This window comes from Porphyrobacter sp. AAP82 (assembly GCF_000331285.1).
In the GTDB taxonomy this organism is placed as follows: domain Bacteria; phylum Pseudomonadota; class Alphaproteobacteria; order Sphingomonadales; family Sphingomonadaceae; genus Erythrobacter.
On record NZ_ANFX01000050.1, the window covers coordinates 1 to 15633 of the forward strand.

The following is a 15633-nucleotide window of genomic DNA, read 5'->3' on the forward strand; positions in this document are numbered from 1 at the left end:
CGTTTCGATCCCTGCCGGATCGAGCACCTGCGGGCGCGCGTTCGCGCTTGCGGTCCGTCCGTTGGCGGACCGGATCAGCGCCTACGGGAGTGGGGAGCGCTGGTATCGGTCGCATAGCGACCGCAAGGCCGAACGGCCGCCCGCAGCGATGCGGCCTTCAGGCCGCGTGAGCGAGGATTTCGCGCGCCGGACGGCGTGCGGAAAACAAAAGACTGCCCGCAGAGGCGGGTTCGCCACTAATACGTCACCTTGTCTCCCGGCACGATCCCGAGCGCCTTCGCCCGGCCAGCGCGCAGTTCGAGCACCGCGCTGGCGATGCCGTCGGACTTCACCGAATCGAGCGAATAGGGCGTGGTGTTTGCCGCGATGTTCTGCACCCGGCCGTCCATTCCGATGAAGATGATGTCGAGCGACAGGGGCGTGTTCTTCATCCAGAAGGCGCGCGCCTCGGGGACTTCGGAGGGGAAGATCATGCCTTCGAAATCGCCAAGCTCGGTGCGGAACATCAGGCCCTTCACTTGCGCCTCGGGGGTATCGGCCAGCTCGACCTTGAAGTTCAGCGTCTTGCCGCCGCGGTCGACCACGAGGTCGATCACCTCGAGGCCCGAGACCGGGTGCCGCGCCGCCTCGCCCCCCGCCGGAGCCTGCGCGCTTGCGGTCGCGCTCATGCCGGGGGAGCACGCGGCCAGTGCGAGGGCCAGCGCGGCGCTTGCCAGAATATGCCTTACCATTTGTCGTCCGTCCCTTCGGCCTCTTGCGCCTCGGCGATCCATTCCTCGACCGCGGTGATGCCACGCGCTGCGAGGACCGTCTTCACATGCTCGTACTGGTGGCCTGCGCGCAGCATTGCTGCAACGGCTTTTTCGTGCGCCTTGCGTGCCAGCAGCGGATCGTGGCCCTCGCTTCCCGCCGCAAACGGGCCGAGCCGTTTCTTCCTCGCCATCAGCGCCGCCGCGCGGCGGCTTTCGGCCTCGCCCGGGGCATGCGCGCGGCGCAGACCCTCGCCCACGCCCGCATGGCGCAGGCTCTCCTCCACCCGCCTTGCGCCATAGCCGCGCTGCCCCAGCTCCCGCGCGCGCATCCGCGCATAGGCATCGTCATCGACATAGCCCAGTTCCACCAACCGGGCGACGAGTGCCGGAATATCGACCTCCACCGTCCGCCCGTCCGCATCCTCGGCGAGGCCGCGTTCCTTGATCTTGCGCGCCAGATAGCTCTCGAGCCGCGCGCCGGTGGAAGCGAAGCGGGCCGCGTAATGGAGCGCCAGATCGCGCAAGCTCGCCTCGGTCAGCGGGGGTTTCGCCCGCTTCTCGCGCCGCCCCCTTGGGCTGCGATCCTCCCCGGTCACGCTACCGGTGGATGACGAATTCGCTTTACCTGAAACCATTTCGCCTTATTCGTGCCACTTTCCTTATCAAATGCGCAACCGTGGAAGCCGCCACCTTTGCTGGCGACATGCAGGTTATGCCAGAGCGCGAACGGGAGCATACCATGTATCGCGCCGCAAATGACGGGTATCGCTGAAAATTATGACCGACGCCGCCCTGACGCCGACGCCGAATGACTGCGATCTGCCGCGAATCCGTGCGCAATTTGCAACCTTCAACGAAGCGATCGACTACGCCGCGCAGAGCCTGAAGGGGCTCAACTTCCATGACATGCGCGGAGAACTGGCGCGGGTCTATCCCTATTCCGAGATGCGCGAGGATGCGCTGGTGATGGCGCGCCGGCTGATCGCGGCGGGGATCGGCCGGGAAGACCGCGTCGCGCTGATCGCCGAGACCGGCCCCGATTTTGCCGCGCTGTTCTGCGCCTGCGTCTATGCCGGCGCATGGCCGGTGCCGCTGCCGCTGCCCACCACTTTCGGCGGCAAGGACAATTATATCGACCAGCTGGCGATCCAGCTGATGAGCAGCGACCCCAAGATCCTCATCTACCCCGGCGAGATCGCCGAGATGGCCGAGGCGGCTGCCGCCAAGCAAGGGTGCCCTGCGATCAGCTGGCAGGATTTCGGCACCCGCCCCGCCCCTGATTGCGAGCTGCCGCAGGCAAGCCCCGACGATATCTGCTACCTGCAATATTCCTCCGGCTCGACCCGCTTCCCGACCGGCGTTGCGGTGACCCACCGCGCGCTGCTGCACAACCTGTATGGCCATTCGACCACGATGGAGCTTGGCCCCAATGACCGCTGCATCAGCTGGCTGCCGTGGTATCACGACATGGGGCTGGTCGGCTGCCTGCTTTCGCTGATCGCCAACCAGGTCTCGGGCGATTACCTGAAGCCCGATGCCTTCGCGCGCCGGCCGCTGGCGTGGCTCGACATGATCAGCCGCAACAAGGGCAACTCGATGTCCTATTCGCCGACTTTCGGCTATGACATCTGCGCGCGCCGCATCTCGAGCCAGAGCCACGTGGCCGAACGGTTCGACCTCTCCCGCTGGCGCATCGCGGGCAATGGCGCGGACATGATCCGCCCCGACGTGATGCAGAACTTCGTCAACGCCTTTGCCGAGGCCGGCTTCAAGGCATCCTCCTTCACCCCTTCCTACGGCCTTGCCGAGGCGGTGCTGGCGGTGACCGTGATGCCGCCGGGCGAGGGCATCCGCGTCGAACTGGTCGAGGAAGAGCGCCTCTCGGGCGCGCCGCGCGACCTCTCCCGCCCCGCCCGCTACCGCGCGATCGTCAATTGCGGCAAGGCGCTGCCTGACATGGAGGTCGCGATCCGCGGCGAGGACGGCGCGGCCAAGGACGATCACCAGATCGGCAAGGTGTGGTGCCGGGGCCCGAGCGTCATGCACTCCTATTTCCGCAACGAGGAAGCCACCAGCGACTGCCTCGTCCCCGATAATGACGGGAACTTCTGGCTCGACACCGGGGACATGGGCTACACCGCCAAGGGCTACCTGTTCATCGTCGGCCGGGCGAAGGACATGATCATCATCAACGGCAAGAACCACTGGCCGCAGGATATCGAGTGGGCGGTGGAGCAGCTTCCCGGCTTCAACCACGGCGACATCGCGGCCTTCTCCATCGAGATGGAGAACGGCGAGGAAGCGCCCGCGGTGCTGGTGCACTGCAAGGTCTCCGACCCCGAGGAGCGCGTGCGCCTGCGCGACCAGATCGCGGACAAGGTGCGCTCGGTGACAGGCATGAGCTGCATCGTCGAACTCGTGCCGCCGCGCACCCTGCCGCGCACGTCCTCGGGCAAGCTGTCTCGCGCCAAGGCGAAGAAGCTCTATCTGGCGGGCGAGATCGTTCCGATCCAGCTGGCGGCGTAGGCCCGCAGCCTCTCAATCCGGCGGCGGCGGGGTCTCTTCCGGCCCGCGACCGGGCTCGTCGATGTCGGGTTGCACCGGCTCGGTTTCGGGCGGTGCGGGTTCGGGCGGGAGATCGGGCTGCGGCGGCACCTGTTCGGGCGGCGCATCGGGCACGGTCGTGTCGGGCTGGGTCGGGGGAATGGTCGCCATCGGTTTGCCTCCTCGGAACGTGACAAAGCAGGTGCAGGGCGAGGCGGGCCCGTCGCCCGCTATGCCGCACCCTCGCCGGATGCACGGCCCTAGCGGCACGGCGCGCGGATGGTTCCAGCCCTCGCGCTGCGCGTGCGACGAGTGGTGGCCGGTCTGCCCCCGATCGCGCGGCATCGCGCCTGGCGCAGACGGATTCTTCCCGGCCAGCCCTGTCGCGGGCGCGGTGGACGCCGCCCCCCTTTCCGGCGTAGACTGCAAGCCAGGCTGCGGGCACGCTTGAAAGGCGTGTCTTAGATTACTAATACAGTGGGAAACAGCCCGCCCGGGGCAGGGCTACAGGGAGCACGAGAGCAGGCATGAGCACCGAAACGACCACCGCAACCGCGACCCCGTTCACCCTCACGCCGCCCGATCCGGTGCCGCAGGTCGCGCCCGAACAGGCCGTCGGCCTCGTGCCGGTCACCACCGAGCAGAAGTCCAAGCTCGACACCAAGGTCGATGCCTTCGTCGACGAGCTGGTCAGCGTCGATGCCAATTCGCCGCAGTTCGGCGAGAAGGTCGACCAGATCACCCGCATGGGGCAGGAACAGATCCGCGCTGCCGCCGCCATGTCGAACCGTTTCCTCGATCGCCCGGTGCGCGCGATGGACGGCGACGGGACGGTGGGCAAGGACCTCGCCGAACTGCGCCGCACGGTCGAGGACTTGGATCCGGGCCGGAAGGGCAAGCTTTCGGGGCCGCGCAAGATCCTGGGCTTCATCCCCTTCGGCAACAGGATCAAGAACTACTTCGACAGCTACACATCCGCGCAGGGGCACATCGCCTCGATCCTCCAGCGGCTGGAAAGCGGCAAGAAGGAACTGCACCTCGATAACGCCGCGATCGATACCGAGCGTCAGAAGCTGTGGGCAGCGATGGGCGAGCTGGAGCAGATGATCCACATCGCCAAGGCATTGGACGCGCGGCTGGAGGCCAAGGCGCTGGAACTCGACAGCTCCGACCCGTCCAAGGCCAAGGCGCTGCGGGAAAGCGCGCTGTTCTATGTCCGCCAGCGCACGCAGGACCTGCTCACCCAGATGGCGGTGAGCGTGCAGGGCTACCTTGCGCTCGATCTGGTCAAGAAGAACAATGTCGAGCTGGTGAAGGGCGTCGACCGCGCCAGCACCACGACAGTCGGCGCATTGCGCACCGCGGTGACCGTGGCGCAGGCGATGACCAACCAGCGCCTCGTGCTCGGCCAGATCACCGCGCTCAACAAGACCACCAGCGACATCATTGATTCGACCAGCGCGCTGCTGCGCGAACAGACCGCGCAGATCCACGAGCAGGCCGCCTCCTCCACGATCCCGCTCGAAACACTCCAGCGCGCCTTCCAGAACATCTACGACACGATGGACGAGGTCGACAATTTCAAGGTCCGCGCGCTCGATAGCATGAAGCAGACCGTCACCGTGCTGACCGCCGAGGTCGAAAAGTCCAAGGGCTATATCGCCCGCGCCGAGGGGCAGGCACAGGCGCAGGCCAAGGTCGCCTCGCAGACGCCCTCGCTGCTGGCGCTGGACAAGTAGATCGGGAGCCTGATGGTCTACGAAACGCCCGAACAGCAGATGCAGAGCGCCAGACGATCCCTGGCGACCCAGCGCGAGGGCGGGACGCACCGCCCTGCGCCGCGCGGGGCCAGCATCGGCAAGGGTTCGGCCGAGCTGAAGACCAAGGCGCTGCTCAAAAAGGTCCGCAACGTCGTGCTGGCCTTGCTGGCGCTGTATGTGGGCGCGGGCATCACCGGGGCGATCATCGGCGGCATCGGTTTCTGGGGGGTGATGACAGTGGTCGCGCTCACCGCCTTCATCTTCGCCATGTTCGCGGTGGTTCCCAAGGTGAAGGTGCCGCAGAGGGCCGAACTGAAGCAGGGCAACCCGCACCAGATGGTCGCGCGCACCGAGCTGTGGCTCGAAGCCCAGCGCCCTGCCCTGCCCCCGCCCGCGCAGGCGCTGGTCGACCAGCTCGGCGTGCAGCTCGATGCCTTGGGGCTGCAACTGAAGGGCCTCGGCGACAACGAGCCTGCCATGGCCGAAGTGCGCGAGCTGGTGGGCGAATATATCCCCGAGACGATCGACAACTACCGCAAGATCCCCCAACATCTGCGCGCCGAGGAATATGCCGGCAAGACCGCCGACCAGCGGCTGACCGAAAGCCTCGCCAAGCTTTCGGGCGAGGTCGACCGGGTGACGCGGCGGCTGGCCGAAGGCGCGCTCGATGACCTTGCGATCAAGAGCCGCTATCTCGAATACCGCTATGGCGGGGCCGAGGCGCTGGAGGACATGACAGGGATGCCCGATACCGGGGTGCCGCTGCCCGATTTCTCGGCGATACCTGCCGGCAAGGAGCGTTGAGCGATGCGCGTCACTCTCCCCCATGATCTCACCAAGGCCGAAGTGCGCGCGCGCATGCACAAGCACGCAGGCGAGATCGGCAGCTTCTTTCCCCCCGGCCTTGCCAAGGTGACCACCGACTGGCCGTCCGAAGACCGCATGAACATCACTGCGGTGGTGATGGGCCAGACCATCCCCGGCGAGGTCGAGGTGCGCGAGCACGACGTGGTGATCGCAATGGATCTGCCGCTGCTGTTCGCGGTGATGAGGGGCCCCCTTGAGGCGGCGGTGAAGAAAGAAGGCGGGCGGCTGCTCGCCCCCTGAACCCGGGCGCGATTACGTACCCTTCGCAATTGCCAGCACCCCCGCGCTGTGTCATAAATAATTGACACGGCTTTTAGCCTATTTTGCCTTACACTCGGGCCGGGATCCCTGAAGATGCGGCATTTGGCCCGAGGGCCGATTCGGACGGGAAGGACGGGCATATGGCAGCAGCCAGCGATACGGCAGAGCCGGGCGCAAGCCTGCGCACCCATCTGCGCGCCGCCACGATGGCCGCGCACGACCTGCTCGACCACGCGATGCAGGCGGCCAGCGGCTGGCAGACCCGCGATGATTATGCGCGCTTCCTTGCGCTCCAGCACGCAGCGCGCGCGCCGCTCGAGACATGGCTTGCCGCCAACGCGCCCGAAGGCCTCGCCCCGCCGGTGCAGACCGCGCTGCTGGCGCAGGATATGGAGCGGCTGGGCCATGCCCTGCCCCGGCCTGCCGCGCTGTTCACGCTGGGGCGCGCGGGGCCGGGCACGGCGCTCGGCGCTGCCTGGGTGCTGGCCGGATCGGCGCTCGGCAACAAGGCGATCGCCCGGCAGGTCGCGCGGATCGGCGGCGGGACATGGCCCGATGCCTTCCTCGGCGACGAGGCGATGATGACCTTCTGGCACGGGCTGCGCGCGCAGATCGAACGCCCCGCCGAACCTGCCGAAGCCGCCGGCGCAACCCGCGCGGCCGAAGCTGTCTTCGCCCATTTCCTCGCTGCCGCCGAAGCCGGCAGGGCAGCGCTGGCGCCGGACGAGAAGGTGCCCGCATGAACCTCCACCAGCGCCCCGACGCGCTCACCGAGTGTGACCGCGAGCCGATCCACCACATCGCCGCGATCCAGAGCTTCGGGGGGATGATCGTTGCCGATGCCGAGGGGCGGACCGCGCATGTCTCGGCCAATGTCGGCCAGCTTCTCGGCCTCGGCGCACTGCCCGCCACCGGCACGCCGCTGACCGCGTTCCTCGCGCCGGCCGCGCTCGATGCAATCCACCGCGCGCTGGCCGGCCTGCCCGGCGATGACACGCTCGAACGCCGCTTCGGCCTTGATCTGACCGGCAGCGGTACGCTGTTCGACTGCGCCGTCCATGTCGCCTGCGGGCTCAGCGTGATCGAGTTCGAGCCCCATGCGCGCAACGACTTTGCCGACCATGTCAGCATGATCGTCCCCGTCATCGCCCAGCTCGAAGGCGCCCCCAGCCTCGGGCCGCTGTGCGATACCGCCGTGCGGCTGGTGCGGCAGATGACCGGTTATGACCGCGTCATGATCTACCGCTTCCACCCCGACGAAAGCGGCGAGGTGATCGCCGAGGACCGTGATGCCGGTCTCGAACCCTTCAAGGGCCTGCGCTACCCGGCCGCCGACATCCCGCAGCAGGCGCGCGAACTGTTCCGCCGCAACCGGTTCCGCATCATCGCCGACATGGACGCCGAAGCCGTGCCGGTGATCCCCGCGCTCGGTCCGGAGGAGACCCCGCTCGACCTGTCGATGTCGATGCTGCGCGCCCATTCGAAGATGCACCTTGCCTACATGCGCAACATGCAGGTGGGCGCGAGCCTCGCCATCGCGATCGTGCGGCATGACCGGCTGTGGGGCATGATCTCGTGCCACCACCGCACTGCCCGCCTCCCGCCCTATTCGCTGCGCACCGTCGCCGAATTGCTCAGCCAGACCTTCTCGCTGATGCTCGACCGCATCCTCGTCGCCCAGGCCGAAGCCCTGCGCGAACGGGCGCGCCAGCTCAACGACCGGCTGCTGCTGCGCCTCGCGGGCGGGGTGAGCCTCGCGGACAGCCTGCCGATGATCGAGGAACTGCTGCGCGGCACGATCCAGCATGACGGCATCTCGCTCTTCGCCGACGGAGAATACCGCGCCAGCGGCGCGGCGCCGGAAGAGGCCGAGTTCCGCCTCGTGGCTCCGCTGCTCGCCAGCACGCTGGGCGGAGCGACCCATTCGACCACGCGGCTCGCCGACCAGATCCCCGAAGCCGCCGCATTTTCCGCCCGCGCCGCGGGTGCGCTGGTGCTGCCGCTGTCACGCGGCACGCGGGATTCGCTGGTGCTGTGGCGCCGCCCGCTCGAACGGGTCGTCACCTGGGCGGGGGACCCCGCCAAGGCCGCAGCAGGCCCCGGCGAACTGCTCCAGCCGCGCGCCAGCTTTGCGGCATGGCAGGAAACCGTGCGTGGCCGCAGCGCCGACTGGTCGCCGGAGGAATGCGAGGTCGCCGCGCGCCTGCGCCGCACCCTCATCGAGGTGATCCTGCGCATGAGCGAGGACCTGACGCGCGAGCGCGCCCGCGCGGCACAGCAGCAGGACCTGCTGATCGCCGAATTGAACCACCGCGTGCGCAACATCCTCGGGCTGATCCGCGCGCTGGTCTCGCAATCGCAGGCCGAGGCGCTGTCCGTGCCGGGTTTCGCCGCGATCATCGGCGGGCGGATCGCGGCGCTCGCCGCCGCGCACGACAATATCACCGCCAAGAACTGGGGCCCGGCGAGCCTGGCGCGGCTGATCGAAGCCGAGCTTGCCCCCTATTGCGGCACCGAGCGCGCGCGGTTCCGCCTGACAGGCGATGACGTGCTGGTCGCGCCCGAGGCCTACACCATTCTCGCGCTGGTGGTGCACGAACTGGCCACCAATTCGGCCAAGTACGGCAGCCTTTCGTCGCGCGCGGGGCGGGTCGAGGTCACGCTGGCGCGCACCGCCTTCGGCGATCTGGCGCTGCGCTGGCGCGAAAGCGGCGGCCCACCGGTGACCGCGCCCACCCGCCATGGCTTCGGATCGACGATCATCACCCGCTCGATCCCGCACGATCTCCATGGCGAGGCCGATGTGCGCTACAAGCTTGCCGGGGTGGAAGCCGAATTCCTCGTGCCCGCGCGCTATCTCGCGCTGCCCGAGGCCGGCAGCAGCCGCCTGCCCGCGCCCGATCCGATGCGCGCCGACCGCCTCCCGCCCGATGCCCCCGCACGGGTGCTGGTCGTGGAGGACAGCATCATCATCGCGCTCGATACCGAAGAGAACCTGAAGCGCCTCGGCGTTTCCGAAGTGCGGCTCGAAAGTTCGGTCACCGGCGCGCTCGCGGCCATCGCCGGCGATCCGCCCGACTTTGCAATCATCGACTTCAACCTGGGCGGCGAAAGTTCCGAACCGATCGCCGAGGCGCTGCGCGCGGCCGGGGTGCGCTTCGTGCTGGCAACCGGCTATGCCGAGGGCGCGGGCCAGTTCGAACGGCTGGGCGCCGAAGCGGTGTTGCGCAAGCCCTACGGCATGACCGAGATCGAGCGATTGCTGGTGGGCGCGTGATGCGGCGCTTCGTTCTATAAATGTTCCACGTGAAACATCAGGCCGCGCGGGTCAGCAGGGTTACGCCGGCGGCGCTGAAATCGAGGCTCTCCAGCCCGTCTGCCACCAGGCATTCGCCCGCTCCGGCGCGCGCGCTGCCGTCCCTGGCCATGACCTCGCCCTCGAGCGGCAGCACCAGCAGCGCGCCCGCATAGGCAGCGAGCGTCGCCGCATCGGGCGCGCCTTCCACCCGGTCGAGACGGAAGTGCGGGCCATCGACCAGCACCTGCCCGTCGGCAATCGACCGCTTGTTCCCGGCCCCGTAGGGCGAGCCGCAAGCGACGGCGAGGGCCCGCTCCAGATGCAGCTCGCGCGGGCGGCCGTAATCATAGAGGCGGAAGGTGGTCTCGCTGGTCTGCTGCACCTCGACCAGCGCAAGCCCCGGGCCGATCGCGTGGACTGTGCCTGCCGGCAGGTAGAACAGATCGCCGGCGCGCGCCGGATGCCATGCGAGCAGGCTCTCGATGGTGCCGTCCCGAGCCGCTGCCGCAATCTCGCCGGGTGACACATCGCAGGTGAAACCGATCGCAAGGCTGGCGTCAGGCGCGGCGTCGAGCACCAGCCAGCACTCCTCCTTGCCGGCCTCCCCGGCTATCGCCGTGGCGTCCGAGGGGTGCACCTGGACCGAGAGTTTCTCGCTGGTAAACAGATACTTGACCAGAACCTGCGGCACTTCGGCCGGCGGTTCGAACCAGATCTCGCCGATCCGCGTGGCCGCGGGCGCGGCGAAAGGCGCGGGCAGCACTTGGCGGCCCCATACCTTCTCGACCATCCTTGTGGGCAACTGGCGCGCGCTCGTCACTGGTTTGTCGCTCCCGGCAGCTTGCCCACCGCCTGCGCGCCCTCGCGGGTGGTGACCAGCACTTCATCGCCCGAGACGATGATGCACACGCCTTCGAGGCCCACCGCCGAGATGCGCGGGCCATCGGTGGTGGCAAGGACATCGCGGCACTGGGCAAGGTCCACGCTGCCGCGCACGACATTGCCCTGCGCGTCGGCCCCGCCCGCCAGCGCGTCGGCAAGCGCGGCCCAGTTACCGATATCGGACCAGCCCATTTCGGCGGGAACCATCGCGGCGCGCGCGGTGTTTTCCATCACCGCGTAGTCGATCGAATCCCCGTCGATCCGCGCGAAGGGCTCAGGCGCGGGGTGGAAGCGCGCGCCCTCGCCGCGGCCGCCCGCGACCGCCGCGGCGACCAGCCCGGCCATCTGCGGGCGATGCGCGGCGAGTTCGGCGAGGAGATGTCCGGCGCGGAAGGCGAAAATCCCGCCGTTCCACGAATATTCGCCGCTCGCGAGATATTCCTGCGCGCGGGCGAGATCAGGCTTTTCGACGAACTGGCGGATCACATAGCCCCCGGCCAGCGGCGCGCCGCGCCTCAGATAGCCGTAGCCCGTTTCGGGGCGGTCGGCGGCGATGCCGAAGCTGACGAGGTAATCCTCGCGCGCCAGCGCCGCAGCGGCGAGCGCGGCGGCGCGGAAGGCAGTGCTGTCGGCAATGTGGTGGTCGCTCGGGCAGACCAGCATCACGGCATCTTCGGGGAGCAATGCTGCGGCCAGCGCGATGGCGGGCGCGGTGTTCTTCGCCATCGGCTCGATCACCAGCCGCGCGCCGGGCGTGCCGGACAGCTGCGCGGTGACAAGATCGGCGTGATCGGCGCCTGCCACCACCATCGGCGGGGCGAAACGGTCATCCCCTGCCACGCGCCGCACCGCTTGCTCGAACAGCGTCTCCTCGCTCAGCAGCGGGAGGAAAGGCTTGGGGCAGACCTTGCGGCTGACCGGCCACAGCCGCGTCCCGCTGCCGCCGCACAGGATTACCGGATGGATCGCAAGCACAGGAACACCCCTTGTCTCGCGCAGGCTATAGCAAGTCGCTGCCGGGAAACGAGTCCGATGTCGGATTTATTCCACCCATCGCCGCATCAGAACCACTGCTGGCGCCAGTAGAACGGCGCAGCCACCGGATTGCCGTTCGCATCCATCGCCGGGCGGAAGCCGAGGCGGCTTTCGATGAGGCGGCAGGTGATGCGGTCCGCTTCGGGATCGGGGCTGGGGCGGACGATGGCGCAATCGCGCGCACGGCCTTCGGGGGTAACGGTGACGCGCACGATCACCTGCGTGCCCCGCCGCGCCTCGCGCCCGCCGGGAGGAACGGGAAAATCGCGCGCATTGTCGATCCTGCCCGAAATGTGCACCGGCCTGGAGACGGCTACCCCGCCGCGCCCGCTCCCCGCGTTGCCGCTGCCTGTGCCACTCCCGCGGCCCGCCGCGCCCGTGCCCTCGCCCGCCGCCGCCCCGCCCGATCTGGTCGCGGTGCCGGTAGACGACGCGCGCGGCAGGGCGACATCCTCCTTGAGGCGGCGCTGCGGCACCTCGGCAGCGACCGGCTTTGCCACCGCCTCGCGCCCGGGGGCCCCTTGCACGCCTTGGTCGGGCTCGGCGCGGTTGTCGGGCGGCGGAGCGGCGGGTGGCGGCGCGGTGATGTCGAAGGCCGAGAGCACCTGCTGCTCGGCCGAGGCGGTCACATCGGGTGCAAAGGCGCGCGCGAGGCCATAGAGCGCGGCAGCATGGAGCACCGCCAGACCTGCCACCACCGGCCAGCGCAGCCGCTGCGGCCGGGCGCTGTAGGGTTGCTCGCTTGCCATGGCGGCCGACTTTGTCTTCCCTTTGGTCCATTCCGGATGCGGTTGTCCGCGCGACCGCCCCGCAGGCCTTATAACAGCCGCGCAGCAATTGGCGATGGAGCGCACACGATCGAGCGCGGTCTGGATCATGAGCGGCACCGCGGCAGCGATCCGCCGGATGCCGATGACGACCTCGTCCCGCCGGGCGCAGGGCCCGCGCGCGCGCGCGCCGGAAGTGTGCCAGCGGCCGGCGCGCGCACCTCTGCCGCACGCGCTGCGGGGTACGCAGCTGAGCCCGATGCGCCGCTTCTGCACGGCCCGGACGGGACGGCGCGGGCTGCTGCCTTTGCTGCCGCCGGGGCGTCCGCCGATGCGCCCCTGAGGCGCGGGACCGGCGGAGTGCTGCGGGCGGCGCTGCTGCGCTGGCTGCGCCTGTCCCGCATCGCTGCCGGTCCGCTCGATCGCCGCAGTCTCGCCGCAGCGCTGGTCGGCGGGGCGGGCTATCTCGTGATCGCCTGCCTCAGCCTCGCGCTTGCCCACGCGGGAGATACGGTCAGCCCGATCTGGCTGCCCAATGCCTGCGCCGTCGCGGTCCTGCTGCGCGCGCGGCTGCGCTGCGAGCTCCCGCTGCTCGCCGCCTGCTTTGCCGCCAGTCTCGGTGCCAATGCGGTGATCCAGCTGCCCGATACCGTCGCGCTCGCCTTTTCGCTTGCCAACATGGTCGAGATCATCGCCGTCCTCGCCCTCACCCGCAGCGTCGGGCGCCCCGTGCCGGACATGACCCGGCTCGCCGATCTGGCGCGCTTCGTGTGGGCGGGCGGGCTGGTCGGCCCGCTGGTCTCGGCGATGCTGGTCATTCCCGTGCTCGGCAGCACATGGGATACCTGGCACGCCGGGGCGCTCGCATGGTTCCTGACCGACAGCATGGCGATGGTGCTGATCGTCCCGCCGGTGCTGCTGCTGGTGGACCGGCTGCGCGGCCGCCTCGCGGCGGCACCTGCGACCGCGCTCGAAAGCGCAGCGCTGCTCGGCGGCGGGATGGTGAGCGCCTTTCTGGTGTTCCACCAGACCCATTACCCGCTGGTGTTCCTGATCCAGCCGATCACCCTGCTGCACGCCTTCCGGCTCGGCAGCCTCGGCAGCGCGCTCAATGTCGCGGGGGTAGCGGTGGTGGCCGGGGTGATGACCTTTATCGGCGAAGGGCCGATCGCGGCCGCAGCGGGCGGTGCGATCGCCCAGCTGCACCTGCTTCAGGCCTTCATCGCGGCGAACTTCCTTACCGGGCTGCCGGTCGCCGCGATCCTTGCCGGGCGGGACCGGATGATGGCGCGGCTCGAGGCGGGCAAGCGCGAGACCGATCTGCTTGCCGAGAACATCTCCGATGCGATCCTGCGTTATGATCTGGCGGGGGTGTGCACCTATGCCTCGCCCTCGGTCGCCGATGTGATGGGGGTGATGCCCGCCACCCTCATCGGCCGCCACGCCTCGGCCCGGCTCCACCCCGATGCACAGGGCCGCGCGCTCGACGCGATGGAACGGCTGATCGCCGGCACGAGCGAGCGCGAGCGGGTGACCTATCGCCGCTTCACTGATGCACCCGATGGCTCGCCCGTTTTCCTCGAGGCCGATTGCGTGCTGGTGCGCGATCCCCTCGGCGGCGCGCCCGAGGCGGTGGTGGTCGCCGCGCGCGATGTGACCGAGCGGGTCGAACTCGAGCTGCTGCTCACCCGCGCGCGCCGCCATGCCGAGAACGCGGCGCGCGCCAAGTCGGAATTCCTTGCCAACATGAGCCACGAGATCAGGACGCCGATGAACGGCGTGCTGGGCTTTGCCGAGCTGATGCTCCAGGGCGAGCTCGCCGCCGACCAGCGCCGGTTTGCCGAACTGATCGTGCAGTCGGGCCGGTCGATGATGATGCTGCTCAACGACGTGCTCGATCTGTCGAAGATCGAAAGCGGGCAGTTCGCCATCGATCGCGCGCCAGTGAACCTCCACGCCAGCCTTGCCGAATGCGCTGCGCTCCACCGCCCCGCCGCCGCGCGCAAGGGGCTGATGCTGGACCTCGCCTGCGATTGCGGCGAGGATAGCGATTGCCGCTTTTCCGAAGCGCGCCCGCCCTGGGTGCTGACCGACGGGCTGCGCCTGCGCCAGATCATGCTCAACCTCATCGGCAATGCGGTGAAGTTCACCGAAGCGGGCGCGATCACGGTCACCTACCGCGTTACCCGCCACGATGTACGTGTGACCGTCGCCGACAGCGGCATCGGGATCAGCCCGTTGCAGCTGGAGACGATCTTCCTGCCCTTCACGCAAGGCGAGGCCAGCACTGCGCGGCGATATGGCGGCACGGGGCTCGGCCTGTCGATCAGCCGGCAATTGGCAGCGCTGCTCGGCGGGCGGATCGAGGTCGAGAGCACGCCCGGCGAAGGTTCGCGCTTTGCGCTGGTGCTGCCCGCGACGCTCGCCCCGCCCGCTGCCGCACCCCCGGCCGATCCGCCGCTCGCCGATCCTGCCGTGCCGCCGGCGACCGATGCGACGGGAGCACCGGGCCTCACGGACGAACCCGCGCCCGGTGCAGGCCTCGTCCCGTCGCGGATTCTGCTGGTCGAGGATCACGACATCAACCGCCTGCTGGTGACCGAAATGCTCGAACGCTGCGGGCAGGAAGTCGATGTCGCGCATGACGGGAACGAGGGGATCGCGATGGTGATCGATTCGGTGATGCGCGGGCGGCCCTATGATCTCGTGCTGATGGATGTGCAGATGCCCGATTGCGACGGGCTCGCCGCCACCCGCGCGATCCGCGCCGAGGGGATCGGACCGGGGCTGTTGCCGGTGATCGCGCTCACCGCCAATGCCTATCCCGAAGATGTCGCCGCCGCGCGTGCGGCGGGGATGCAGGGGCACCTCGCCAAGCCGGTGGTCTTCGCCCAGCTTGCCCGCGCGCTGCAACGCTGGCTGCCGACCCGCATCGTCGAGGCCGAGCATCCGGACGCAGCCCTCGGCGCCCCCGCCCGCCTCGCCAATCCGGCGGCGCGGGCTTCGGCGCTGGCCCGCTCGCCGCAGCTGGTCGCACGCTGGCAGGTGCGGCGGCAGGAGGCGATCGCGGCGGTCGAGGCGTGTCTTGCGGACGGGTCGCTGGCGCTTGCCGGCGCGCGCGGGGGCAACGCCGGGGGCGAGCTGCCGCGGCTGCTGCACAAGCTGGCGGGCACGGCGGCGATGTTCGGCGAGCCGGCGCTGGGGATGGCGGCCGCCGCGCTCGAACGCGCGCTGGTCACGGGCGAGGAGGCGGGCGCCTGCGCCGCGCTCGCCGCGCGGCTGATCGCCGAAGCCGGGGGGCACGGCGCCTCAGGCTCCGCCGCCGCGGGGGGATGAGCCCCCAAACCCCGCCACAAGCGGCAGGCGCGCCCGCGCTTGCGGCACGCGGACTGCCCCACCGCCTCAGCCGCCCCGGCCATCGAGGCGGGGTGCCTGCGTCCTCATCCTCGGCCTCGCCTCCGGGGGCG

Annotated in this window: 14 protein-coding genes; 8 read left to right on the forward strand and 6 right to left on the reverse strand. The window is 69.4% G+C overall.

Annotated features, from left to right (window positions below):
* Positions 1-236: 236 nt before the first annotated feature.
* Complete coding sequence (locus D620_RS0113850; protein ID WP_017666412.1) at positions 237-668, reverse strand: DUF192 domain-containing protein; 432 nt, start codon at positions 666-668, stop codon at positions 237-239.
* 56 nt (positions 669-724) lie between these two features.
* A complete protein-coding gene (locus tag D620_RS0113855) occupies positions 725-1348 on the reverse strand; it encodes a regulatory protein RecX (RefSeq protein ID WP_017666413.1) in 624 nt (207 codons plus the stop codon).
* A gap of 11 nt (positions 1349-1359) precedes the next feature.
* On the opposite strand from D620_RS0113855, the gene D620_RS16695 reads away from it, so the two are divergent.
* Both D620_RS16695 and D620_RS0113860 read left to right on the forward strand, forming a co-directional pair.
* On the forward strand, positions 1360-1524 hold the full coding sequence (locus D620_RS16695) for a hypothetical protein (protein ID WP_196795297.1): 165 nt from the start codon (positions 1360-1362) through the stop codon (positions 1522-1524).
* A 5-nt stretch (positions 1525-1529) separates the two neighbouring features.
* Entirely contained in the window at positions 1530-3278 is a 1749-nt protein-coding gene (locus D620_RS0113860) for a fatty acyl-AMP ligase (RefSeq protein ID WP_017666414.1), read from the forward strand.
* A 12-nt stretch (positions 3279-3290) separates the two neighbouring features.
* Here the strand turns inward: D620_RS0113860 and D620_RS16700 are convergent, their stop codons facing one another.
* Positions 3291-3467, reverse strand: a complete 177-nt coding sequence (locus D620_RS16700) for a hypothetical protein (RefSeq protein WP_017666415.1) — start codon at positions 3465-3467, stop codon at positions 3291-3293.
* A gap of 356 nt (positions 3468-3823) precedes the next feature.
* On the opposite strand from D620_RS16700, the gene D620_RS0113870 reads away from it, so the two are divergent.
* The 5 genes from D620_RS0113870 to D620_RS0113890 all read left to right on the forward strand — a co-directional run bounded on the left by D620_RS0113870 (position 3824) and on the right by D620_RS0113890 (position 9461).
* Positions 3824-5035: a toxic anion resistance protein gene (locus D620_RS0113870; protein WP_017666416.1), complete on the forward strand. Its 1212-nt coding sequence runs from the start codon at positions 3824-3826 to the stop codon at positions 5033-5035.
* A gap of 12 nt (positions 5036-5047) precedes the next feature.
* Entirely contained in the window at positions 5048-5860 is an 813-nt protein-coding gene (locus tag D620_RS0113875; protein WP_017666417.1) for a hypothetical protein, read from the forward strand.
* Between the two features lie 3 nt (positions 5861-5863).
* The gene (locus D620_RS0113880) at positions 5864-6163 is read left to right on the forward strand and encodes a polyhydroxyalkanoic acid system family protein (RefSeq protein ID WP_017666418.1); all 300 of its coding nucleotides are present in this window, start codon (positions 5864-5866) and stop codon (positions 6161-6163) included.
* Between the two features lie 161 nt (positions 6164-6324).
* Positions 6325-6927 (forward strand): biliverdin-producing heme oxygenase, encoded by a 603-nt coding sequence (locus D620_RS0113885; protein WP_017666419.1) that lies wholly within the window; start codon positions 6325-6327, stop codon positions 6925-6927.
* Entirely contained in the window at positions 6924-9461 is a 2538-nt protein-coding gene (locus D620_RS0113890) for an HWE histidine kinase domain-containing protein (protein ID WP_017666420.1), read from the forward strand. Before D620_RS0113885 ends, D620_RS0113890 begins: the two co-directional genes overlap by 4 nt.
* Positions 9462-9498: 37 nt before the next feature.
* Here the strand turns inward: D620_RS0113890 and D620_RS0113895 are convergent, their stop codons facing one another.
* The 3 genes from D620_RS0113895 to D620_RS0113905 form a co-directional block, all read right to left on the reverse strand.
* Positions 9499-10272, reverse strand: a complete 774-nt coding sequence (locus D620_RS0113895; protein WP_017666421.1) for a class I mannose-6-phosphate isomerase — start codon at positions 10270-10272, stop codon at positions 9499-9501.
* 26 nt (positions 10273-10298) lie between these two features.
* Positions 10299-11339: a mannose-1-phosphate guanylyltransferase gene (locus D620_RS0113900; protein WP_017666422.1), complete on the reverse strand. Its 1041-nt coding sequence runs from the start codon at positions 11337-11339 to the stop codon at positions 10299-10301.
* 86 nt (positions 11340-11425) lie between these two features.
* Positions 11426-12148, reverse strand: coding sequence for a TonB family protein (locus D620_RS0113905; protein ID WP_017666423.1), 723 nt, complete (start codon positions 12146-12148; stop codon positions 11426-11428).
* Between the two features lie 378 nt (positions 12149-12526).
* On the opposite strand from D620_RS0113905, the gene D620_RS15885 reads away from it, so the two are divergent.
* Positions 12527-15502 (forward strand): hybrid sensor histidine kinase/response regulator, encoded by a 2976-nt coding sequence (locus D620_RS15885; RefSeq protein WP_051020638.1) that lies wholly within the window; start codon positions 12527-12529, stop codon positions 15500-15502.
* The last annotated feature ends 131 nt before the right edge of the window (positions 15503-15633 follow it).